Annotated in this window: 17 protein-coding genes; 3 read left to right on the top strand and 14 right to left on the bottom strand. The window is 68.5% G+C overall.

All coding sequences use genetic code 11. The features are described from left to right. The first annotated feature begins 135 nt into the window (after positions 1 to 135). Positions 136 to 1,122, top strand: coding sequence for a 2-hydroxyacid dehydrogenase (locus ACFOES_RS18825; protein ID WP_377834919.1), 987 nt, complete (start codon positions 136 to 138; stop codon positions 1,120 to 1,122). Between the two features lie 8 nt (positions 1,123 to 1,130). Here ACFOES_RS18825 and ACFOES_RS18830 read toward each other — a convergent pair whose 3' ends face one another. After that, positions 1,131 to 1,790 (bottom strand): type VI secretion system-associated protein TagO, encoded by a 660-nt coding sequence (locus ACFOES_RS18830; protein WP_377834920.1) that lies wholly within the window; start codon positions 1,788 to 1,790, stop codon positions 1,131 to 1,133. Positions 1,791 to 2,003: 213 nt separating this feature from the next. On the opposite strand from ACFOES_RS18830, the gene ACFOES_RS18835 reads away from it, so the two are divergent. Continuing rightward, complete coding sequence (locus ACFOES_RS18835) at positions 2,004 to 4,493, top strand: GcvT family protein (protein WP_377834921.1); 2,490 nt, start codon at positions 2,004 to 2,006, stop codon at positions 4,491 to 4,493. 266 nt (positions 4,494 to 4,759) lie between these two features. On the opposite strand, the gene ACFOES_RS18840 is transcribed toward ACFOES_RS18835, so the two are convergent. From ACFOES_RS18840 to xdhA, 12 genes are all read right to left on the bottom strand, one after another. After that, positions 4,760 to 5,110 (bottom strand): carboxymuconolactone decarboxylase family protein, encoded by a 351-nt coding sequence (locus ACFOES_RS18840; RefSeq protein ID WP_377834922.1) that lies wholly within the window; start codon positions 5,108 to 5,110, stop codon positions 4,760 to 4,762. Between the two features lie 28 nt (positions 5,111 to 5,138). After that, positions 5,139 to 5,795, bottom strand: a complete 657-nt coding sequence (locus tag ACFOES_RS18845) for a DUF938 domain-containing protein (RefSeq protein WP_377834923.1) — start codon at positions 5,793 to 5,795, stop codon at positions 5,139 to 5,141. Beyond that, a complete protein-coding gene (locus ACFOES_RS18850; protein WP_377834924.1) occupies positions 5,792 to 6,871 on the bottom strand; it encodes an NAD(P)/FAD-dependent oxidoreductase in 1,080 nt (359 codons plus the stop codon). The genes ACFOES_RS18845 and ACFOES_RS18850 overlap by 4 nt, the downstream gene beginning before the upstream one ends. 166 nt (positions 6,872 to 7,037) lie before the next feature. Further along, complete coding sequence (locus ACFOES_RS18855) at positions 7,038 to 8,324, bottom strand: NAD(P)/FAD-dependent oxidoreductase (RefSeq protein WP_377834925.1); 1,287 nt, start codon at positions 8,322 to 8,324, stop codon at positions 7,038 to 7,040. A 135-nt stretch (positions 8,325 to 8,459) separates the two neighbouring features. Continuing rightward, positions 8,460 to 9,068: a class I SAM-dependent methyltransferase gene (locus ACFOES_RS18860; RefSeq protein ID WP_377834926.1), complete on the bottom strand. Its 609-nt coding sequence runs from the start codon at positions 9,066 to 9,068 to the stop codon at positions 8,460 to 8,462. Between the two features lie 130 nt (positions 9,069 to 9,198). Further along, positions 9,199 to 10,284, bottom strand: a complete 1,086-nt coding sequence (locus tag ACFOES_RS18865; protein WP_377834927.1) for a BMP family ABC transporter substrate-binding protein — start codon at positions 10,282 to 10,284, stop codon at positions 9,199 to 9,201. Between the two features lie 45 nt (positions 10,285 to 10,329). Continuing rightward, complete coding sequence (locus ACFOES_RS18870) at positions 10,330 to 11,262, bottom strand: ABC transporter permease (RefSeq protein WP_377834928.1); 933 nt, start codon at positions 11,260 to 11,262, stop codon at positions 10,330 to 10,332. Beyond that, on the bottom strand, positions 11,259 to 12,338 hold the full coding sequence (locus ACFOES_RS18875; protein ID WP_377834929.1) for an ABC transporter permease: 1,080 nt from the start codon (positions 12,336 to 12,338) through the stop codon (positions 11,259 to 11,261). Before ACFOES_RS18875 ends, ACFOES_RS18870 begins: the two co-directional genes overlap by 4 nt. Further along, positions 12,325 to 13,860 carry an ABC transporter ATP-binding protein gene (locus ACFOES_RS18880; protein WP_377834930.1) on the bottom strand — a complete coding sequence of 512 codons (1,536 nt, stop codon included), beginning with the start codon at positions 13,858 to 13,860 and terminating at the stop codon, positions 12,325 to 12,327. Before ACFOES_RS18880 ends, ACFOES_RS18875 begins: the two co-directional genes overlap by 14 nt. Beyond that, positions 13,857 to 14,804, bottom strand: a complete 948-nt coding sequence (gene xdhC / locus ACFOES_RS18885) for a xanthine dehydrogenase accessory protein XdhC (RefSeq protein WP_377834931.1) — start codon at positions 14,802 to 14,804, stop codon at positions 13,857 to 13,859. The genes ACFOES_RS18880 and xdhC overlap by 4 nt, the downstream gene beginning before the upstream one ends. Continuing rightward, positions 14,797 to 17,145 carry a xanthine dehydrogenase molybdopterin binding subunit gene (xdhB, locus tag ACFOES_RS18890; RefSeq protein WP_377834932.1) on the bottom strand — a complete coding sequence of 783 codons (2,349 nt, stop codon included), beginning with the start codon at positions 17,143 to 17,145 and terminating at the stop codon, positions 14,797 to 14,799. Before xdhB ends, xdhC begins: the two co-directional genes overlap by 8 nt. Continuing rightward, the gene (gene xdhA / locus ACFOES_RS18895) at positions 17,142 to 18,548 is read right to left on the bottom strand and encodes a xanthine dehydrogenase small subunit (RefSeq protein WP_377834933.1); all 1,407 of its coding nucleotides are present in this window, start codon (positions 18,546 to 18,548) and stop codon (positions 17,142 to 17,144) included. Before xdhA ends, xdhB begins: the two co-directional genes overlap by 4 nt. A 231-nt stretch (positions 18,549 to 18,779) precedes the next feature. Between xdhA and ACFOES_RS18900 the strand changes: the two genes are divergently transcribed. Next, positions 18,780 to 19,703: a cytochrome c oxidase assembly protein gene (locus ACFOES_RS18900; protein WP_377834934.1), complete on the top strand. Its 924-nt coding sequence runs from the start codon at positions 18,780 to 18,782 to the stop codon at positions 19,701 to 19,703. Positions 19,704 to 19,720: 17 nt separating this feature from the next. On the opposite strand, the gene ACFOES_RS18905 is transcribed toward ACFOES_RS18900, so the two are convergent. Beyond that, entirely contained in the window at positions 19,721 to 19,927 is a 207-nt protein-coding gene (locus ACFOES_RS18905; RefSeq protein WP_377834935.1) for a SlyX family protein, read from the bottom strand. Between the last annotated feature and the right edge of the window lie 58 nt (positions 19,928 to 19,985).

Consider the following 19,985-nt stretch of genomic DNA (forward strand, 5'->3'; position numbering starts at 1 on the left):
CCGTCTTTCGCGGTGTTTTTTCATGCGTTGCCGGCCGGTCTTTTTGTCGCCCTTGCCGGCAGTGCTTGTGCCTTGCCGCTCTATCCGCCACTTTGCCATCATGAGCTTGCCACGGAAAGCGTAGGGAGGATCCGAATGCCCGCTCAGCGTCTGAGTGTTGTCGTGACGCGACGGTTGCCCGAGGTCGTCGAGACCCGGATGAAAGAGCTGTTCGATGTCGAATTGCGCGATCCGGACACCAAGATGACGCGGGAAGAGCTGGCCGCGGCGATGCGCCGGGCCGACGTGCTGGTGCCCTGCGTCACCGATCAAATCGACGCGAGCCTGCTGGCCCAGGCCGGCGAGAAGCTCAAGCTGATCGCCAATTACGGCGCCGGCATCGACCATATCGACATCGCCAGCGCCCGCCAGCGCGGGGTGCTGGTGTCGAACACGCCCGGCGTGGTGACCGAGGACACCGCCGACATGACCATCGCGCTGATGCTGGCGGTGACCCGCCGCATCCCCGAGGGGCTGGCGCTGATGCAGTCGGGCAAGTGGGAGGGCTGGGCCCCGACCGCGATGATGGGCGGAAGGATCGGCGGCAAGCGGCTGGGCATCCTCGGCATGGGCCGGATCGGCCAGGCGGTGGCCCGGCGCGCGCGCGCCTTCGGCATGCAGATCCACTATCACAACCGCAAGCGCGTCCGGCCCGAGATCGAGGAGGAGCTCGAGGCGACCTATTGGGAAAGCCTCGACCAGATGGTCAGCCGGATGGACATCGTCTCGGTCAACTGCCCGCACACGCCGTCCACCTTCCACCTGCTCAACGCGCGGCGGCTGAAGCTGATGAAGCCCTCGGCGGTGATCGTGAACACCTCGCGCGGCGAGGTGATCGACGAGAACGCCCTGACCCGGGGCCTGCGCGCGGGCGAGATCGCCGGCGCCGGGCTCGACGTCTTCGAGCACGGCCACGAGATCAACCCGCGCCTGCGCGAGCTGCAAAACGTGGTGCTGTTGCCGCATATGGGCTCGGCCACGGTCGAGGGCCGGGTCGAGATGGGCGAGAAGGTGATCATCAACATCAAGACCTTCGCCGACGGGCACAGGCCGCCGGACCAGGTGGTGCCGGGGGTGATGTGAGGGGGAGGCTACCAGTGGCAGGTCTGACGCAGTTCGCCTATTGCGTTGTCCAGCCCCTTGATGTCGAAGCTCACCGTATAGGTATTCTCGTTGTAAGGGGTGGCGCGCAGGACAAGGCGGTCATGGCCCATCAGCTTCTTGATGAATGGAATTGACCGTCCACCGCTCCACAAGCCCAACATCGAGTTGTCCGTGCTTTCGTTCATGTTGACGCGACCCATTTTTTGATCGTCGATCCGGTATTCGACGCGTCCGTATCCTTGAATGTCTGCCATGAACTGATTGTTCATGCTGAAGAGCAGCGCGGTGGTGTTTTCCATACAGCGGAGGACCAGTGTGGCCGGCCCGCCTCCACCACCAAAGCGCCCCGGAACATCGTTTTCGCTTTCCAGAGACAGGAACACGCTTTTCTGATCGGTCATCTTGGAAGTGTCCGTGCGCATCTGCCACTTGCCGGTATCACCTGCATCGGCGGCCGGATCGGTGTCGGAAGACGGTGCCGAGACGCTCTTGTCTTCGGTTCCGTCTTTCGGTTTTCCGAAGATCGCGTCGTAGCAGGCCAGTCGCACGGTGTCGTTGGCGATCTTGGCGCAGTCCCGTGGGTCTGCGTGGCCTGGAGCCGCCGCAAGGATACAGGCGACAAGGAAGGCGGTTCGCGAATATTTCATGTGGTTCCCGATCAGAAGGATACTACCTCAAGTAGTTTTGCAGAAAGCCTGAGATCGGGCAACTAAAGGGCACGGAGCAGTCGGCCTTGCATGACAACGGCGCGTCACGCCCCGATGTCGCTTTTCTCCACCCAAGCGTCGGGCGCACATTGCCAGTCCCCCCGGCTTCGGCCCCATAAGGAGCAAAACGCCACACGGGGAGGGAGTCGCCCGATGAAAACCCATGTCAAAGCTCTGGTCGTCGGCGGCGGGGCCGTCGGCGCGTCGATCCTCTACCACCTGGCCAAGGCCGGCTGGGACGTGATGATGGTCGAACGCGACGAGCTCACCTCCGGCTCGACCTGGCACGCCGCCGGGCTGCTGCCGCTGTTCAACATGAACTTCGCCACGACGCATATCCACAAGTACAGCGTCGATTTCTACAAGGGGCTCGAGGCCGAGACCGGGCTGAACGCGGGCTTCGCCGTGGTCGGCAACCTGCGCATGGCGCAGACCGACGAACGGATGGACGAATACAAGCTCTATTCCTCGATCGCCGAGACCGCCGGGGTCTATCACGAGTTCCTGACCCCGCAGGAGATGAAGGATCGCTGGCCGCTGCTGCGCACCGACGACCTCAAGGGCGCGCTGTTCCACCCGCAGGACGGCTACATCAACCCCGCCGACGTCACCCAGGCGATGGCCAAGGGCGCGCGCCAGTTCGGTGCCACGATCGAGCGCAAGTGGCAGGTCGACGGCTACGAGTGGACCGGCTCGGAATGGAAGGTGACGCTGACCAGGATGGGCGAGAAGGGCGGCAACCTGGTCCCGACCGAGGAGCAGATGGTCGTCACCGCCGAGCATGTCGTCACCGCCACCGGCAACCACGCGCAGCGCACCGCGCGGCTCTTGGGCATCAAGATCCCGGCGATCCCGGTCGAGCACCAGTATATCGTCACCGAACCCGACCCGGCGCTGGTCGAATGGCGCAAGGCGGGCAATCCCGAGCACCCGGTGCTGCGCGACGCCGACGCCAAGTGGTACGTGCGCGAGGAACGCGGCGGCTGGATCCTCGGCCCGTATGAGCGGAACGCCCCGGCCCGCTTCCTTTACGACGTGCCGGAAAGCTTCCGCGCCGATCTGTTCCAGCTCGACCTCGAGCGGATCGAGGCGGAATACATGAGCATGATCCACCGCCTGCCGTCGTCGGAGGAGGTCGGCCTCAAGGACGATTTCAACGGCCCGATCTGCTACACCCCCGACGGCAACCCGCTGGTCGGCCCGGCGCCGGGGCTGCGCAACATGTGGCTGGCCGAGGGCTTCAGCTTCGGCATCACCGCCGCCGGCGGCACCGGCTACTACCTCGCCCAGCTGATGACCGAGGGCGAGGCCGAGATCGACATGGCCGCGCTCGATCCCAAGCGCTACGGCAACTGGATGACGACCGAATATGCCGCGCGCAAGAACGAGGAATGCTACGAGCACGTCTTCATCCTGCACCACCCGGACGAGGAGCGCGAAGCCTGCCGGCCGCTGCGGACCTCGCCGGCCTATGACCGCCAGGCCGAGCGCGGCGCGCAATTCGGCCAGGTCAACGGCTGGGAGCGGCCGAACTACTATGCGCCGATGGAGTTCGACGACCACAATGCGCGCAGCTTCCGCCGCGGCGGCTGGTGGAAATATGCCGAGGAGGAAGCCAGGGCGGTCCGCGAGACCGCCGGCCTGATCGACGCCACCGCCTTCACCAAGCACCTCGTGCGCGGCCCCGGCGCGACCGCCTTCCTCGACTGGTTCACCTGCAACAAGCTGCCGGCGGTCGGCCGCATCAACCTGACCTACGCGCTGACCGACGCCGGCACGACGCGGACCGAATACACCATCGTCCGGCTGGCCGAGAACGAATACTACCTCGTCTCGGCAGGCGCCTGGCAGGCCTATGACCAGGATTTCCTGCTCAAGGCCGCGGCCGACAAGAGGGACGAGTTCGGCTGGATCGACATCCATGACGTCACCAACCAGTGGGGCGTCTTCGCCATTGCCGGGCCGAATTCGCGTGCCATCCTCAACGAGCTGGTCTGCGATGCCCAGCCCGAGACGCGGCTGTCGAACAAGCGTTTCCCGTGGCTGACGATGCGCGACATCGAGCTGAAGATGTGCCCGGTGCGGGCCATCCGCGTCGCCTATACCGGCGAGCTGGGCTGGGAGCTGCATCACCCGATCGAGATGCAGAATTACCTGTTCGACCGGCTGATGGAGGCGGGCGAGACCCATGGCATGCGGCTGGTCGGCGCCCGGGCGCAGAACTGGCTGCGGCAGGAGAAGAGCTACCGCGCCTTCGGCAACGAGCTGGGGCGCGACGCGACGCCGCTCGAGGCCGGTCTCGACCGGTTCGTCGACCTGTCCAAGGAATTCCACGGCAAGCAGGCGATGGTCGAGACGGGCATCCGCTCGAAATGCGTCACCGTGCTGATCGACGGGCCGGCGGATGCCGATCCGTGGGGCCGCGAGGCGCTGGTGCTGGACGGCCGCAAGGTCGGCCGGCTGACCTCGGGCGGCTACTCGGTGGCCTTCGGCAAGTCGATCGGCATGGGCTATGTCGAGCCGGGGCTGGCGGAAGTCGGCCAGAAGCTGGAAGTGCGGATGCAGGGCAGGCTGTTCCCGGCCGAGGTGGTCGAGGACAGCCCCTACGATCCCAAGAACGCCCGCATCCGCATCGACGGGTAGGGCGCGCGGCGCCGGAGAGGAGGAAGCCCCCGAGCCGAGGGTCCGGGGGCTTTTTCGTTGACCGATAAGGCGGCCATGGCCCCACAATCGGCATTGATCTCGAGCGCAACATGAGCGGGGCGCTCGCCAGCCCGCCGGGACGGGCAGGCGCTCGCCCTGCGCGGTTCCCGCGCGTACCGGGCGGTATGGCGCCTTGCTCCGGCGTGCGCTGAAACGCAGAGCGGACCTGAAGCGATAGCTTTTCCTGATCGACGCGCCGGAGCGGCCTACGCGCCCTCTTCCGCCGTCATCTGGTCCCAGGCCGCCAGCGCCCGTGCCGCCGTCATCAGCGCCGGGCCGCCGCCCATCTGGATCCCCATCGCCAGCACCTCGGCCAGTTCCTCGCGGGTGCCGCCGGCGCGGATCAGCTGCTCGACATGCCAGCCCAGGCAATCCTCGCAATCCTGAACCAGGGCGATGCCGATGGCGATGTATTCCTTGGTCTTGAGGTCCAGCACTTCGGCGTCGTGCACCGACTTGCTGAGGCCGCCGAAGGCCTTGGTCGTCTCGGGGATCGCCTTGTTGAGAACGCGGATCTCGTTCTTGAGATCGTGCATGCGGGTCTTCCAGTCGTCCATCGGGACCTCCTGTGCTGAAATGGGCGCGTCAGCGCGGCTGCTCTGCCACCAACATAAGATTGTTGGCCGGCATCTCCATGCGGCAAACCATTTTCAGACCTGCCTTTTTCAGTTCAGCCTCGACCCAGGCGACATCCTTGTAGCCCAGGTCCGGAGCCTGCGCCTGCAGGCTGGCATGGAAGCGGGCGTCGCCCGGGCTGGTCGCCTGTCCGCCACGCAGGAAGGGACCGTAGAGCAAGGCGCGGCCGCCCGGCGCCAGCGCCGCGCCGATCTCGGCCAGGATGGTTCTCGCGGCCGTGGTGCTGACGAGATGCAGCATGTTGACCTCGACGATCAGGTCGAACGGCCCGAGCTCGGCGCCCCAGCCGGGCTGCGCGGCGTCGAGTTGCCTTGCGGGCCGGATATGCGCCATCTCGGCGGCCATGCGCCACGCCTCGATACTGTCCAGGTTGGCGGGGTTGAGGTCGGTCGGCTGCCAGACCAGCCCGGGTCGGCGGGCGGCAAAGCGCACCACTTGCTGGCCGGTGCCGCTGGCCAGTTCCAGCGCCCGGCCGCGCTTCGGGGCATGGGCCTCCAGCTGAGCCAGGATCGGCCCGACATTGCGCATCGCCGAAGGGGCGATGCGGCAGGCGCCGCAGCCCGTGGCGCGGGCGGCCGCGCTGTCGGGCAGGACGAGGCCGCTCATCCGAAGCGGCTGGGCGAGAGGGCGGCGACGATGTCGGCCTCCAGCGCCGTCGCGCGGCCGGCGACGAGGTCAGCAAGCAGCTGGCTGGCCCCGGCCGAGGTCTGGAAACCATAGCCGCCCTGGCCGGCGGTCCAGAAGAAATCGGAGACGGTCGGGTCGGCGCCGATCACCAGCACCCGGTCGGGGGCGAAGGTGCGCAGCCCGGCCCAGTTGGCCAGCATCCGCGTCACCGGCTCTGTCACCCGCTCCTCGTAGCGCGCCAGCCCCTCGGCCAGCACCATGTCGTCGGCCCAGGCGTCATGCGGGTCCATCGCGTGTTCCTCGGCCGGCGAGACGATCAGGGCGCCGGCATCGGGTTTGGCGTACCAGGTCTCGCCGGCGCCGAAGATCATCGGCCAGGCCGAGATGTCGTGGCCGCCGGGCGCCGGGATCCGGGCCATCGAGCGGCGATAGGGGGTGAAGGAAATCTTCGTCGCCCCGGCCATGGCGGCGACCTGGCCGGCCCAGGGACCGGCGGCATTGACCAGCGCCCGGGCGGCGAAACGGCCCTGCGGCGTGTCGACCCGCCACTGTCCACCTTCGCGGGCGATGGCGGTTGCCGGCGCCCTGGTCAGCGCCTCGGCGCCGTTGTCGCGCGCCGTGCGCAGGAAGTTCTGGATCAGCAGATCGGTGTCGATGTCCCAGGCGTGATCGGCCAGCGCGGTGTGGGCGACGGTCTCGGGGTTGAGGATCGGCACGATCTGGCGCGCCTCCTCGACCGGCAGCGGGGCGAGCTCCATGCCGGCGGCGTCCTTCTCGAACGCGTCCTTTTCCTCGGGGCCGGCGACCATCATCAGCCCGCGCGGGGACAGCACGCCGCCGTCTTCATGGCGCAGGTGTGCCTCGCTGGCGCGGCTGAGCGCGACAACCGGGGGCAGGCCGTAGCTCGGCTCGAACAGCGCGGCCGAGCGGCCCGAGGCGTGATGGGCGAATTGATCCTCGGACTCGAGCAGCAGCACCGAACCGAGGGACGAAAGCCGCGCCGCGGCCGAGATGCCGGCGATACCGCCGCCGATGATGAGGAAGTCGTAGGTCATGGCGCGCATCTTGGAAGTTTGCGCGGCGATGGCAAGGGGGGCGGCGGGGCGCGGCAGGGAATTTACGGCGGCGCAAACGAAAAGGGCGGGGGGCTGTCTGCCCCCCGCGCCCCCCGAGGATATTTGTCAGCAGAAAGTGGGGGTCTGTCCCCTTCCCGCCGGCCGGTCAGCCCTTCTCGACGGTCTTGAGCTTGTCGATGCCGAGCATCTTCATCGTCGCCTTCTCGTAGAACGGCTCGGACGTGCCCTTGCGCACCTTGCGCATGAAGTATTTCTCGAAGCCGATCTTGGCGAGGTGGACCCACTTGCCCGAGGACGACCAGTTGACGTTGCGCGGCGGCATCTGCGGCTGGGCGACGAAGGCGATGCCGCTGTCGCCGAAATCGGCCAGGCAGACCGCGTTCCAGGTCCCCATCTCGTCGGGCTCCTGGCCGCGCAGGACGTTGCCGATGTTATGCGCCGTGGCGGTGACCATCGATTCGATCATGAAGCCGGTCTTCGGCACGCCGCAGGGCACCGGGGTCGGACCCATCGGCGGGATGGCGATGCAGACGCCGACGCCGAAGATGTTGGGGTATTTCGGGTTCTGCTGGTGGCGGTCGACGATGGTGAAGCCGCGCGGGTTCGACAGCCCCTCGAGCCCCATCAGCGGCTTGATGCCGCGGAAGGCCGGCAACATCATCGAGAAGCCGAAGGGCAGCTCGACCTCGGCCTTGACCGAGCCGTCGTCGTTGATCTGCTCGACCGTCATCTTGCCTTCCTCGACCTTCTTCACCCGGGTCGAGGTCATCCACTTGATGTGGTGGTCGCGCATCTCGGATTCGAGCAGCCCGTTGGTGTCGCCGACGCCGTCGAGGCCGAGATGGCCGACGTAAGGTTCCGAGGTGACGAAGGTGATCGGCACCTGGTCGCGGATCTTGCGCCGCCGCAGCTCGGTGTCGAGGATGAAGCAGAATTCATAGGCCGGGCCGAAGCAGGAGGCACCCTGCACCGCGCCGACGACGATCGGGCCGGGGTTCTTGCAGAACTCCTCGAAGGCCTGGTTGGCCAGCGCCGCGTGCTCGACATGGCAGATCGACTGGGTGAAGCCGCCATGCGGGCCCAGCCCCTCGATCTCGTCGAAGGCGAGTTCGGGGCCGGTGGCGATGACCAGGTAGTCGTAGGAGACGGAGCTGCCGTCGACCAGTTCGATCCGGTTCTCGTCCGGGTGCACCTTCTCGGCCGCGACCGGCTTGAAGGCGATGCCCTTGCGTCTCATCGTGTCGGCGAGGTCGATCTCGATGTCCTGCTGGCTGCGCCAGCCGACGGCGACCCAGGGATTGGACGGCACGAAATGGTATTTCGGGTCCTTGGTGACGACGGTGATGGTGTCTTCCTTGCGGATCTGGTCCTTGAGTTCGTAGGCCATGATCGACCCCCCGAGACCCGCGCCCAGCACAACGATGTGAGCCATTTGGTTCCCCTCCTAGCGGGGCTGGAGGCCCCGGATTGATCCCGCAGATTTATCATATCCTGCGAATATGTTTTTGATCGGAGTCAAATTGGCGCAGTTAACCTGTGCATATTCGCCGCCGCGCGCGGGCAAGGTTCAGCCGGGGCGGTGCAGGGTGAGCGCGATCCAGGGCCCCTGCACGCCCGGGTCGTAGCCGCCGCCCATGTGCTCGACGACCGACAGCGCCTGCCAGGCGCCCGAGGCGGCGTAGAAGCGGCTGATGTCTTCGCGGGACGGGTAGTTGTAGTAGCGCCCGTGGCGGTCGCGGCCCGCGCTGCCGCCGCCCTTGTAGCTGGCGAAATGCAGCCCGCCCGGCTTCAGCGCCCGGCGGATGCGGGCGAGGATGTCGGGCAGTTCGGGGCGGGGGACTTGCAGCAGCGAGGCGCTGGCCCAGACCGCGTCATAGGCGCCTTCGGCCTGCAATTCATCGAAGCGCATCACCCGGACGGGGCGGTTCAGGCGCGCCTCGGCCCGGGCGGCGATCTCGGGCGTGCCGTCGGTCGGCTCGACCGCGAAGCCGGCGGCCAGCATCGCCTCGGCGTCGCGGCCGCCGCCGCAGCCCAGTTCGAGGATGCGCGCCCCGGCGGGCAACCGCTGCAGGAAACCGTTCAGGTGCCGGTTGACCCCGCCCGGGCCGCTGCCGGCATAGACCTCGGCCGAGGCGGCGTAGAATTCCAGCGTTTCGGCGTCGCGGGACGGGTGCATGGCGCGCGGTCCTTCCGGTCGGGCTGCCTGGGCAATAGCACGTCGGCCGGGAAAAGGGCATGCGGACCGGCCGCGGCAACGCAAAAGGCCCGGCGCGGGGCCGGGCCTTTCGGTGGAGCCCACGGCAAGTTTACTTCGGGATGTCGCCCTTGATGCCCTCGACGTAGAAATTCAGCCCGGCCAGCGTGCCGTCGTCGGCGCTCTCGCCGTCCTTGAGCCAGACCGAGCCGTCCTGCTTGTTCAGCGGGCCGGTGAAGGGCTTGAGCGCGCCCGAGGCGATCTCGTCCTTGACCTTGAGCGCCTCGGCCTTGACCTCGGCCGGGACGGCGTCGGTGATCTCGCCGATCTTCACCATGCCCTCGTCGATGCCGTACCACGAGTTCTTGCTCTTCCAGCTGCCGTCGATCACGGCCTGGGTGCGCTCGATGTAGTAGGGGCCCCAGTTGTCGATGATGGCGCTGACCCGCGGCGTCGGCTTGTACTGTGCCATGTCCGAGGCCTGGCCGAAGGCGATGATGCCGGCATCCTTGGCCTTGGCCATCGGCGCCGTCGAGTCGGTATGCTGCAGCAGCACGTCGACGCCCTCGTCGATCAGCGCCTGGGCGGCGTCGGCCTCTTTCGCCGGGTCGAACCAGGTATAGGCCCAGACCACCTTGATCTCGACATCCGGGTTGACCTTCTTGGCCGCGATGTAGGCCGCGTTGATGCCGCGGATCACTTCCGGGATCGGGAAGGAGGCGATGTAGCCGATCTTGTTCGACTTGGTCATGCGGCCGGCGATGGTGCCGATGACGGTGCGGCCCTCGTAGAAGCGGGCCGAGTAGGTCGAGACGTTGGGCGCCAGCTTGTATCCGGTGGCGTGCTCGAACTTCACCTGCGGGAATTTCTTGGCGACGCTGATCACCGCGTCCATGAAGCCGAAGGAGGTGGCGTAGATCAGCTTGTTGCCGGCCAGCGCCAGCTGGGTCAGGGCGCGCTCGGCATCGGCGCCCTCGGGAACGTTCTCGATCACGCTTGTCTTCACCGCGCCGTCGAAATGCTTCTCCAAGTCCTGGCGGGCCTGGTCGTGCTGGTAGGTCCAGCCGCCGTCGCCCGGCACGCCGACATAGATGAAGCCGACCTTCAGCGGATCGGCGGCCATGGCCCGGCTGGCGAGGCCCGAGGCCATCGCCGCGCCGGCCACCGCGGTGTTGGCAAGGAACGTTCTGCGTTTCATTTCACTCTCCCCATTGGACGGGCGCGTTGGCCCGGTTGGCGTGCCTCAGTTCGAGGCGTGGAATATGCGGCCCAGCGATGCCGGCGCGCCCAGCGCGGCGCGGCCGCGGCGGGCCGACATGATGACAAGCACGAGTATCGTTATCAGATACGGGGCCATCGACAATATCTGGACCGGGATGGCGATGCCCGCCGCCTGCAGCCGCAGTTGCAGAACGGTGACGCCGCCGAAAATATAGGCGCCCAGCAGAACCCGCCACGGCCGCCACGAGGCGAAGACGACGATGGCCAGCGCGATCCAGCCGGCGCCGGCGGTCATGCCCTCGGTCCACTGCGGCACCCGGACGAGGCTGATATAGGCGCCGCCGACCCCGGCGCAGGCGCCGCCGAAGGCCAGCGCCAGCATGCGCACGGTGCGCACCCGGTAGCCCAGCGCGTGGGCGGCGTCGTGGTTCTCGCCCACCGCGCGCAGGATCAGGCCGATCCGGCTGTAGCGCAGCACCGCCCAGACCGCGGCGACCACCGCCAGCGACAGGTAGACGACCCAGTCGTGGTGGAACAGGATCGGGCCGATGACGGGAATGTCGCTCAGCGGGCCGAGGTCGAGCTTCGCCGTCGGCGGCGGCTTGACGCCGTTGTAGCCCTGGCCCAGCAGCGACGACAGGCCGAGGCCGAACAGGGTCAGGGCGAGGCCGGTGGCCACTTGGTTGGACAGCAGCAGCTGGGTCAGCAGGGCGAAGAGCAGCGCCATCACCACCCCGCCGACGGCGGCGGCGGCAAAGCCCAGAACCGGGCTGCCGGAATGGACCGCGACGATGAAGCCGCAGATCGCGCCCATGATCATCATCCCCTCGACGCCGAGGTTCAGCACGCCCGATTTCTCGGCCACCAGCTCGCCGATCGCGGCCAGCAGGATCGGCGTCGAGGCCACCATCAGAGAGGCGATCAGGACGACGAGGTCGATTCCACCGATACTCATAGCGCGGGCTCCCCGATGCGGATGCGGTAATTCGACAGCAGGTCGAAGGCGAGAAGGAAGAACAGCAGCATGCCCTGGAAGGCCTGGATCGCCGAGGCGGGCAGGCCGAGCGAGAGCTGGGCCAGCTCGCCGCCGATATAGGTCAGGGCCATCAACAGGCCGGCCAGCAGGATGCCGACCGGGTGCAGCCGGCCGAGGAAGGCGACGATGATCGCGGTGAAGCCGTAGCCGGAATTGAAGTCCGGCGTGATCTGGCCGCCCGGGCCGCTGACTTCGAAGATCCCCGCCAGACCGGCCAGCGCGCCCGAGGTGCCCATGCAGAAGGCGAACAGCCGCGCCGGGCTGACCCCGGCGAAGCGGGCCGCGCGCGGCGCCTGGCCGGCGACCCGGATCTGGAAGCCCAGCAGGTGGCGGTTGAGCAGGATATAGGCGCCGATCACGGCCAGGAAGGCGGTGACGACGCCCCAGTGCAACCCGGTGCCGGAGATCAGCTCGGCATTATGGGCCGCCGGGTAGTTCTGGAAGTTGCGGCTGCCCGGGAAGCCGTAGCCCTCGGGATTGCGCAGCGGGCCGAAGGAGACCCAGGACAGGATGTTCTCGGCGACATAGACCAGCATCAGCGAGACCAGGATCTCGTTGGTGCCGAAGCGGATCTTGAGCAGCGCCGGGATCATCGCCCAGGCCCAGCCGCCCAGGCCGCCGGCGATCACCATCAGCGGCAGGATGTACCAGTGATCGGCCGGGTAGAAGGCAAGGCCGACGGCGGCGCCGCAAATGGCGCCGATGATGTATTGCCCCTCGGCGCCGATGTTCCAGATCGCGGCGCGGAAGCCGAGCGACAGCCCGATCGCGATCAGCACAAGCGGCCCGGCCTTGACCAGCAGCTGGGGCCGCGAATAGCTGGCGTATTGGCCGAAGAGCGGCTCCCAGAAGATCGTGCGGATTGCCTCGACCGGGTCCTTGCCGAGCGCGGCGAAGAGCAACCCGCCGGCGAGCATCGTCGCGATCACCGCGATCACCGGCGTCGCCGCCGCCCAGGCGCGCGACGGCGCCGGTCGTTTCTCAAGCCTCAGCATGGGCCACCTCCATTCCGTGCGAGCCGCCCATCATCAGCCCGATTTCCTCGACCGTCAGGCCCTTGACCGGGCGCGGCGTGCTCAGCCGGCCCTCGTTGAGGGCGGCGAAGCGGTCGGCGACCTCGAGCAGCTCGTCGAGGTCCTGGCTGATCACCACCACCGCCGCGCCACGCGCGGCGAGGTTGAGCAGCGCCTGGCGGATCGCGGCGGCCGCAGCGGCGTCGACACCCCAGGTCGGCTGGTTGACGACGATCACCGAGGGCTCTTGCAGGATCTCCCGCCCGATGACGAATTTCTGCAGGTTGCCGCCCGACAGCGCCCGCGCCGCGACGCCGATGCCGGGGGTGCGGACGTCGAAGCCGGCGACGATCTCTTCGGCGAAGGCGCGGGTGCGGCCCCAGTCGATGAAGCCGCTCCTGGCCAGCGCCTTGCGGGTGGCGGCCGAGAGCAGGGCGTTCTCGGTCAGGCTCATGTCCGGCGCGGCGGCATGGCCCAGCCGCTCCTCCGGTCCGGCCACCAGCCCGGCGGCGCGGCGGGCGTTCGGCCCCATCTGGCCGCAGGGCGCGCCGGCGATGCTCACCGCCTCCTCGGCCGACAGGACCTCGCCCGACAGCGCCAGCAGCAATTCGTCCTGGCCATTGCCGGCGACCCCGGCGATGCCCAGCACTTCGCCGCCATGGACGGTGAAGGCGATGTTCTTCAGCGCGGTGCCGAACGGGTTGGGCGAGGGCACCGACAGGCCGACGACGTCGAGCAGCACCGGTCCTTTCTCGGCCGCCGCCCGTTCCGGCGGGGTCAGGGTCTCGCCGACCATCATCTCGGCCAGCTCGCGCGCCGATTTCTCGCGCGGGGTGCAGGTGGCGACCACCTTGCCCCGGCGCAGGATCGTCGCCTCGTCGCACAGCGCCCGGATCTCTTCCAGCTTGTGGCTGATATAGAGGATCGCGGTGCCCTCGGCCGACAGTTTCCGCAGCGTTTCGAAGAGGATATCGACCTCCTGCGGCGTCAGCACCGAGGTCGGCTCGTCCATGATCAGAAGCTTGGGGTCCTGCAGCAGGCAGCGGATGATCTCGACCCGCTGGCGCTCGCCCGCCGACAGGTCGCCGACCAGCCGGTCGGGATCGAGCGGCAGGCCGTATTCCTCGCTGACTTCGCGGATGCGATGGGCCAGCTCGCGCTGCGGCGGCGGGTTCTCCATCCCCAGTGCCACGTTCTCGGCCACGTTGAGGGCGTCGAACAGGCTGAAATGCTGGAACACCATCGCCACGCCCGCTGCCCGCGCCGCGCGCGGCTCGGCCGGTTCGAAGGCGCCGCCGTGCAGGGTCATGCGCCCGGCATCGGGCTTGATCAGCCCGTAGATCATCTTGACCAGAGTGGATTTGCCGGCCCCGTTCTCGCCCAGCAGGGCATGGACCTCGCCCTCCCGGATCGAAAACGAGACGTCGCTATTGGCGACCACGCCCGGATAGGCCTTGGTCACCCCTTCGACTGTCAGAAGCACCTTTTCCGTCCCCGTTGTCATTTTGCGCCCTCCTTAGCGGATTGTTCTGCGCTGTCACGTCTTATCAGTGCCGCCGCCACGCCAAGGGCAATGGCCTGCGGGTGTTTTCCCAGCCCCGGATCGCCGATCGGGCAGGTGATGCCCGCGATTTGGGCATCGCCGTGGCCGAGCGCCCGGAGGCGGCTGCGGAATCGCGCCCGCTTGCTGGCCGAGCCGATCAGGCCGAGCCCGGCATGGCCGTGGCTCAGCAGGCGGTGGCACAGCTCGAGGTCGAGCGCGTGGGAATAGGTCAGCACCAGGTGCTCGGCCGTCGCCGGCGCATGGGCAGCCAGGTCGGCCGGGTTGGCGGCCCAGAGCGTCGTGACGCCCTCGGGAATTGCATCGGGGAACCTTTCGGCGCCACTGTCGACCCAGGTGATCGCGAAGTCCGGCAGTGGTGCGAGGATGCCGACGATCGCCCGCCCGACATGGCCCGCGCCCCAGATCCACAGGGCGCGCCGCGGCCGCGCCATCGGCTCGACCATCCAGCCCTGGACCAGTTTCGCCGAAGGCATCTCGCCCGCCCCCCGCGCCCGGTTGAGCAGCCGCCGCACCGCCAGCGGCATCTCGGCCGGGCCGGAAACCGGCCGGGCGATCACCTCTCGCCCCTCCTGCGCCGCCACCGCCTCGGCATCATAGACCTCGCTCAGCAGCGTCACGGCGCCGCCACAGCATTGCCCCAGCGCCGGGCCGAGCGAAACCCGGTCGAGCCGCGGCGCGCCGTCGCCCGCCAGCATCCGCCGCGCCCGCGCCATCGCCTCCCATTCCAGCGCGCCGCCGCCGATGGTGCCGCAGCTGCCTGTTTGCCAGACCAGCATCGCCGCCCCGGCCTCGCGCGGGGACGAGCCGTCATGGCCGGCGATCACCACGCGGGCGACGCGGCAATGTTCCGCCACCGCGGCGCGGAGGGCGGCGAGATCAAACATCGCCCCGCACCCGCTTGACCGCCGCCAGCACCCGTTCGGGCGTCGCCGGGGCGTCGAGCGCGGGGTAGACCGTGCCGTCGCCGCAGGCCGCCACCGCGTCCGACAGCGCCAGGAAGGCCGAGATGCCCAGCATGAAGGGCGGCTCGCCCGCCGCTTTCGAGCGATAGATCGTCTCCTCGCGGTTCTCACCGTCCCAGAGATCGACATTGAAAACCCGCGGCCGGTCGGAGCAGGCCGGGATCTTGTAGGTCGAGGGCGCATGGGTGCGCAGCCGGCCGGTGTCGTCCCAGACCAGTTCCTCGGTGGTCAGCCAGCCCGCGCCCTGGACGTAGCCGCCCTCGACCTGGCCCCTGTCCAGCGCCGGGTTCAGCGAGGCGCCGGCGTCGTGCAGGATATCGGCGCGCAGGATGCGGTTCTCGCCGGTCAGCGTGTCGATGACGACCTCGGTCAGCGCCGCGCCATAGGCGAAGTAGTAGAACGGCCGGCCCTGGCCCTTGACCCGGTCCCAGGTGATCTTGGGCGTGGCGTAGAAGCCGGTGGCCGAGAGCGAGACCCGCGCCTGGTAGACCATCGCCGCGACCTCGTCGAAGCCGTAATCGGCATCGCCGACGAAGACGCGGCTGTTCTCGAAGAACACCTCGGCCGGGCTCACCTGGTGACGCTCTGCCAGGAACCCCGCCATCCGCTCGCGGATCGTGTCGCAGGCCGCCTTGACCGCCATGCCGTTGAGGTCCGAGCCCGAGGACGCCGCCGTCGCCGAGGTGTTCGGCACCTTGCCGGTGTCGGTGGCGGTGATCTTGACCCGCCCGACATCGACCCCGAAGGCCGCCGCCGCCACCTGCGCCACCTTCTGGAACAGCCCTTGTCCCATCTCGGTGCCGCCATGGTTCATGTGGATCGAGCCGTCCTGGTAGACATGGACCAGCGCGCCGGCCTGGTTGAGATGGGTCAGGGTGAAGGAGATGCCGAATTTCACCGGCGTCAGCGCCAGCCCTTTCTTCAGCACAGCACTGGCCGCGTTCCAGTCGTCCACGGCCTGCCGCCGGGCCCGATACTCGGCAGTTTCCTCCAGCCGCGCCGTCAGCCCGTGCAGGATGAAATCCTCTACCGGCATCTGATAGGGCGTCGTCTGCCATTTCTTCTTTGCGGGAATACTCTCGGGGGGGCTCGGGGGGGCAGACAGCCCCGCCGCCTCGGGACATTCGTCGTAGAAATTCAGCCGCCGGACCTCGAGCGGATCGCGGCCGACGGCATGGGCGACATGGTCCATCACCCGCTCGATCCCGATCATCCCCTGCGGCCCGCCGAAGCCGCGATAGGCGGTGGCGGACTGGGTGTTGGTGCGCAGCCGGTGGCTCTCGATGCGGATGTCGGGCAGGTGGTAGGCATTGTCGGCATGCAGCATCGCCCGGTCGGCGACCGGCAGCGACAGGTCCTGGGCCCAGCCGCAGCGGGCCAGCTGCAGGAACTCGATCCCCTGCACCCGGCCGTCGGCATCGAAGCCGCAGCGGTAGTCGATGCGGAAATCGTGGCGCTTGCCGGTGATGGTCATGTCGTCGTCGCGGTCGTAGCGCATCTTGCAGGGCCGGCCGGTGGCCCGGGCCGCCAGCGCGCAGGCGACGGCGAGGGCGTTGCCCTGGCTCTCCTTGCCGCCGAAGCCGCCGCCCATGCGCCGGACCTCGACCCGCACGGCGTTCATCGGCACTTCGAGCGCCTCGGCCACCTTGTGCTGGATCTCGGTCGGGTGCTGGGAGGAGGAATGCACGACCATGTCGCCGCCTTCCTGCGGCAGCGCCAGCGCGGCCTGGCTCTCGAGGTAGAAATGCTCCTGGCCGCCGATCTCGAAACTGCCTTCGACGACATGCGCGGCTTTCTCGATGGCCTGCGCCGCGTCGCCCTTGGCCCAGATCACCGGCCCGTCCTCGAAATGGCTGTCGGCCGCGAGCGCGTCGTCGATGGTCAGGAGCGCCGGCAGTTCCCGGTAGTCCACCTTGCCCAGCCGGGCGGCCTTGCGCGCGGCGAGGTGGCTGTCGGCGACGACGAGGAAGACCGGCTGGCCGACGTAATGCACCGCGCCGTCGGCCAATAGAGGCTCGTCATGGATCGAGGGCGAGACGTCGGGCACCGTGTCGAAATCCTCGGCCGCGAGCACGGCGACGACACCGGGCGCGGCGCGCACCGCCGACAGGTCGAGCGCCACGATCTCGCCATGGGCCACGGCCGAGAGGCCGAAGGCGAGGTGCAGGGTGCCGCGCGGGGTCGGGATATCGTCGATATAGCGCGCCTGGCCGGTGACATGGAGCGGCGCGGCGTCGTGGGGCAGGGGTTTGGTCACGCTCACGGCTGCACCTCCAGCACATCGACCGGGGTTCCGGCAAGGTCGTGGAAATAGCGCAGAGCCATGTTCTGCGCCGCCTCCAGCCGGTAGCCGGCGCTGGCGCGCATGTCGCTCATCGGCGTGAAGTCCTCGGCGAAGGCGGGCAGCGCGGCGCGCACCGCCTCTTCGCTCCAGGCCCCGCCGGTCAGCGCCGCCTCGACCGCCGCGGCCCGTTTCGGCACCCCGGCCATGCCGCCGAAGGCGATGCGGGCGGCGGCGACCTTGCCGTTGCGGACGGTGACGTTGAAGCAGCCGCAGACGGCCGAGATATCCTGGTCGAAGCGTTTCGACAGCTTGTAGCAGCGCAGGGCGGGGGCCTCGGCCGGGATGGTGACGGCGGCGACGAATTCGCCCGGTTTGCGGTCCTGCCTGCCGTAGTCGAGGAAGAACTCTTCCAGCGGCAGCGAGCGCATGTCGTCGCCGTGGCGCAGGTAGAGCGTGGCGCCGAGCGCGATCAGCGCCGGCGGACCGTCGCCGATGGGCGAGCCGTTGGCGATGTTGCCGCCGATCGTCGCCGCGTTGCGGATCTGGACCGAGGCGTAGCGGCGCAGCAGTTCGGCGAAATCGGGATGGGTGTCGACCATCGCCAGCCGCAACTGCTCGACGGTGACGCCGGCGCCGATGCCGATCAGCTCGCCGCGGCGTTCGATATGCTGCAGGTCGGCGACGCCGTTCAGGAAGGCGACCGGGGCGAGCTCGCGCAGCTGCTTGGTGACCCAGAGGCCGACATCGGTGGCGCCGGCGATCAGGGTGGCGTCGGGATTGGCGGCGTACCATTCGGCCAGCTCGTCCGAGCTGGTGGGGCGGACCGGGCCGGGGGCGCTGCCCCCGGACCCCCGGGATATTTCCGTGAAGATGAAGGCGGAAAGGGCCTTGCGGTCGGCTTTCATCCAGTCGGGGATCGGGGCGTCGACGGCGGCTTCGGCGGCGCGGAGGATCGGGGCGTAGCCGGTGCAGCGGCAGAGGTTGCCGGCAAGCACGTCGTCGTGGTCGGTGCGGCCCTGCAGGTGGGCGGCGGCGAGGGAGACGGCGATGCCGGGGGTGCAGAAGCCGCATTGGCTGCCGTGATGGTCGACCAGCGCCTGCTGCACCGGGTGCAGGCTGCCGTCGGGGCCGGCGAGGCCCTCGACGGTGCGCACCGCCTTGCCGTGCAGCTGTGGCAGGAACAGGATGCAGGCGTTCAGCGCCCGGCTGCCCTCGGCGTCGGTGACCATCACCGTGCAGGCGCCGCAGTCGCCCTCGTTGCAGCCTTCCTTGGTGCCGGTCAGGCCGCGCGTCTCGCGCAGCCAGTCGAGCAAGGTCCGCGTCGGCGCCTCGTCGGCAACGCGAACCGGCGTTCCATTCAGCAGAAACGCGATCTCGGACATGTCATTGAACCTGCCGCCTTCTCCCCGTCCAAGGCCATTGCGCAACCGCCCGATGCGGCGTAAAGCGACTTGCGCGCCCTTGTTCCCTTCTGTCATGAAGCCGTGACGAAAGCCAGTTGGCAAGCGGAACGTTTCTGCGACTGGCTGAAGGAGTTTCGCCTTTTGCCGAACAATCGGGCGCCGGAGCGTCCCTCGGCCTCAGGGCGGGCACGGGCGGAAACGGGCAGGCGGATGAGCGAGACCACCCCGGAAATGCAGGCGGCAGGCGCGGGCAGCGGTCCCGCGGGCTGGGCCGCCTATGGCGCGATCGTCGCCCTCGGGGCGCTGCTGTTCACCGTCTCCTGGCGCTACCCGGCCGAGATGCCGGTCATCGGGCCTTACGAGTTTTCCTGGCCGATCTACCTGACCGTGGCGCTGTCCGTCTTCTGGTACCTGCGCGGGCTGGCGCGGCTGGCGCCCGGGGCGCGGCCGGCGCTGTGGCGGCGGCTGGCCTTCGCGGCCGGCGTGCTGCTGATCTGGATCGCGGTGCAGACCGGCTATGAATACGTCGCCCAGCGGATGTTCTTTCTCAACCGCATCCAGCATGTCGTCATGCACCATGTCGGCCCGGTGCTGATCGGGCTGAGCATGGCCGGGCCGGTGATCGTCGCCGGCGGGCCGGACTGGCTGGGCCGGGTGACGCGGTCGCGGCCCGTCGGCGCGGTGATGGCGGTGATCCAGCAGCCGGCGGTGGCGACCATCCTGTTCGTCGGGCTGTTCTATTTCTGGCTGATCCCGCCGGTGCATTTCGTCGCCATGCTCGACCAGCGGCTTTACCAGGTGATGAACTGGTCGATGGTGGTCGACGGCATCCTGTTCTGGGCGATGGTGCTGGATACGCGGCCGCGGCCGCCGGCTTCGGCGCGGTTCGGGGTGCGTGCGGCGCTGTCGGTGGCGGTGATGTTCCCGCAGATCGTGCTGGGGGCGCTGATCACCTTCGCGACCACCGACATCTTTCCCTACTACGCCTATTGCGGCCGCTACTTCCCCGGCATCGACGCGGTCACCGATCAGCAGATCGGCGGTATCATCATCTGGATCCCGCCGGCGATGATGAGCGCCATCGGGTTGCTGGTGGTGCTGGGCAACATGCGGCGGGCCGAGGTGAAGGTCTGAGGCGAAGGGTTGAGGCCCTACCAATGCGGCGGCTTCTGGTCGGCGAGCGGGATGGTGCCGCCGGCATCGAGCTCGCGCTCGGCCTCGCGCTCCAACAGCATCCCCAGCCGCCGGCTCAGCGCCTCGATCTCGCGGGCGTGGCGGGCGGCCACTTCCGACAGGTCGTCGACCGTCCGGGTCAGATGGGCGATCTGCTCTTCCATTGCTTCGGTCTTGTCGCGCATCGTCCTGGCCTTCGTTTCGCTTGATCGGAGGAGACCACTCTACCCCCGGGCGGCGCCG

Origin of the sequence: Acidimangrovimonas pyrenivorans, from assembly GCF_042643245.1 — a bacterium.
Classification (GTDB): domain Bacteria; phylum Pseudomonadota; class Alphaproteobacteria; order Rhodobacterales; family Rhodobacteraceae; genus Acidimangrovimonas; species Acidimangrovimonas pyrenivorans.

Coding starts and splice junctions, on each gene's coding strand:
- ACFOES_RS18825 (WP_377834919.1), top strand. CDS start 136: ATGCCCGCTCAGCGTCTGAGTGTTGTCGTGACGCGACGGTTGCCCGAG.
- ACFOES_RS18830 (WP_377834920.1), bottom strand. CDS start 1,790: ATGAAATATTCGCGAACCGCCTTCCTTGTCGCCTGTATCCTTGCGGCG.
- ACFOES_RS18835 (WP_377834921.1), top strand. CDS start 2,004: ATGAAAACCCATGTCAAAGCTCTGGTCGTCGGCGGCGGGGCCGTCGGC.
- ACFOES_RS18840 (WP_377834922.1), bottom strand. CDS start 5,110: ATGGACGACTGGAAGACCCGCATGCACGATCTCAAGAACGAGATCCGC.
- ACFOES_RS18845 (WP_377834923.1), bottom strand. CDS start 5,795: ATGAGCGGCCTCGTCCTGCCCGACAGCGCGGCCGCCCGCGCCACGGGC.
- ACFOES_RS18850 (WP_377834924.1), bottom strand. CDS start 6,871: ATGACCTACGACTTCCTCATCATCGGCGGCGGTATCGCCGGCATCTCG.
- ACFOES_RS18855 (WP_377834925.1), bottom strand. CDS start 8,324: ATGGCTCACATCGTTGTGCTGGGCGCGGGTCTCGGGGGGTCGATCATG.
- ACFOES_RS18860 (WP_377834926.1), bottom strand. CDS start 9,068: ATGCACCCGTCCCGCGACGCCGAAACGCTGGAATTCTACGCCGCCTCG.
- ACFOES_RS18865 (WP_377834927.1), bottom strand. CDS start 10,284: ATGAAACGCAGAACGTTCCTTGCCAACACCGCGGTGGCCGGCGCGGCG.
- ACFOES_RS18870 (WP_377834928.1), bottom strand. CDS start 11,262: ATGAGTATCGGTGGAATCGACCTCGTCGTCCTGATCGCCTCTCTGATG.
- ACFOES_RS18875 (WP_377834929.1), bottom strand. CDS start 12,338: ATGCTGAGGCTTGAGAAACGACCGGCGCCGTCGCGCGCCTGGGCGGCG.
- ACFOES_RS18880 (WP_377834930.1), bottom strand. CDS start 13,860: ATGACAACGGGGACGGAAAAGGTGCTTCTGACAGTCGAAGGGGTGACC.
- xdhC (WP_377834931.1), bottom strand. CDS start 14,804: ATGTTTGATCTCGCCGCCCTCCGCGCCGCGGTGGCGGAACATTGCCGC.
- xdhA (WP_377834933.1), bottom strand. CDS start 18,548: ATGTCCGAGATCGCGTTTCTGCTGAATGGAACGCCGGTTCGCGTTGCC.
- ACFOES_RS18900 (WP_377834934.1), top strand. CDS start 18,780: ATGAGCGAGACCACCCCGGAAATGCAGGCGGCAGGCGCGGGCAGCGGT.
- ACFOES_RS18905 (WP_377834935.1), bottom strand. CDS start 19,927: ATGCGCGACAAGACCGAAGCAATGGAAGAGCAGATCGCCCATCTGACC.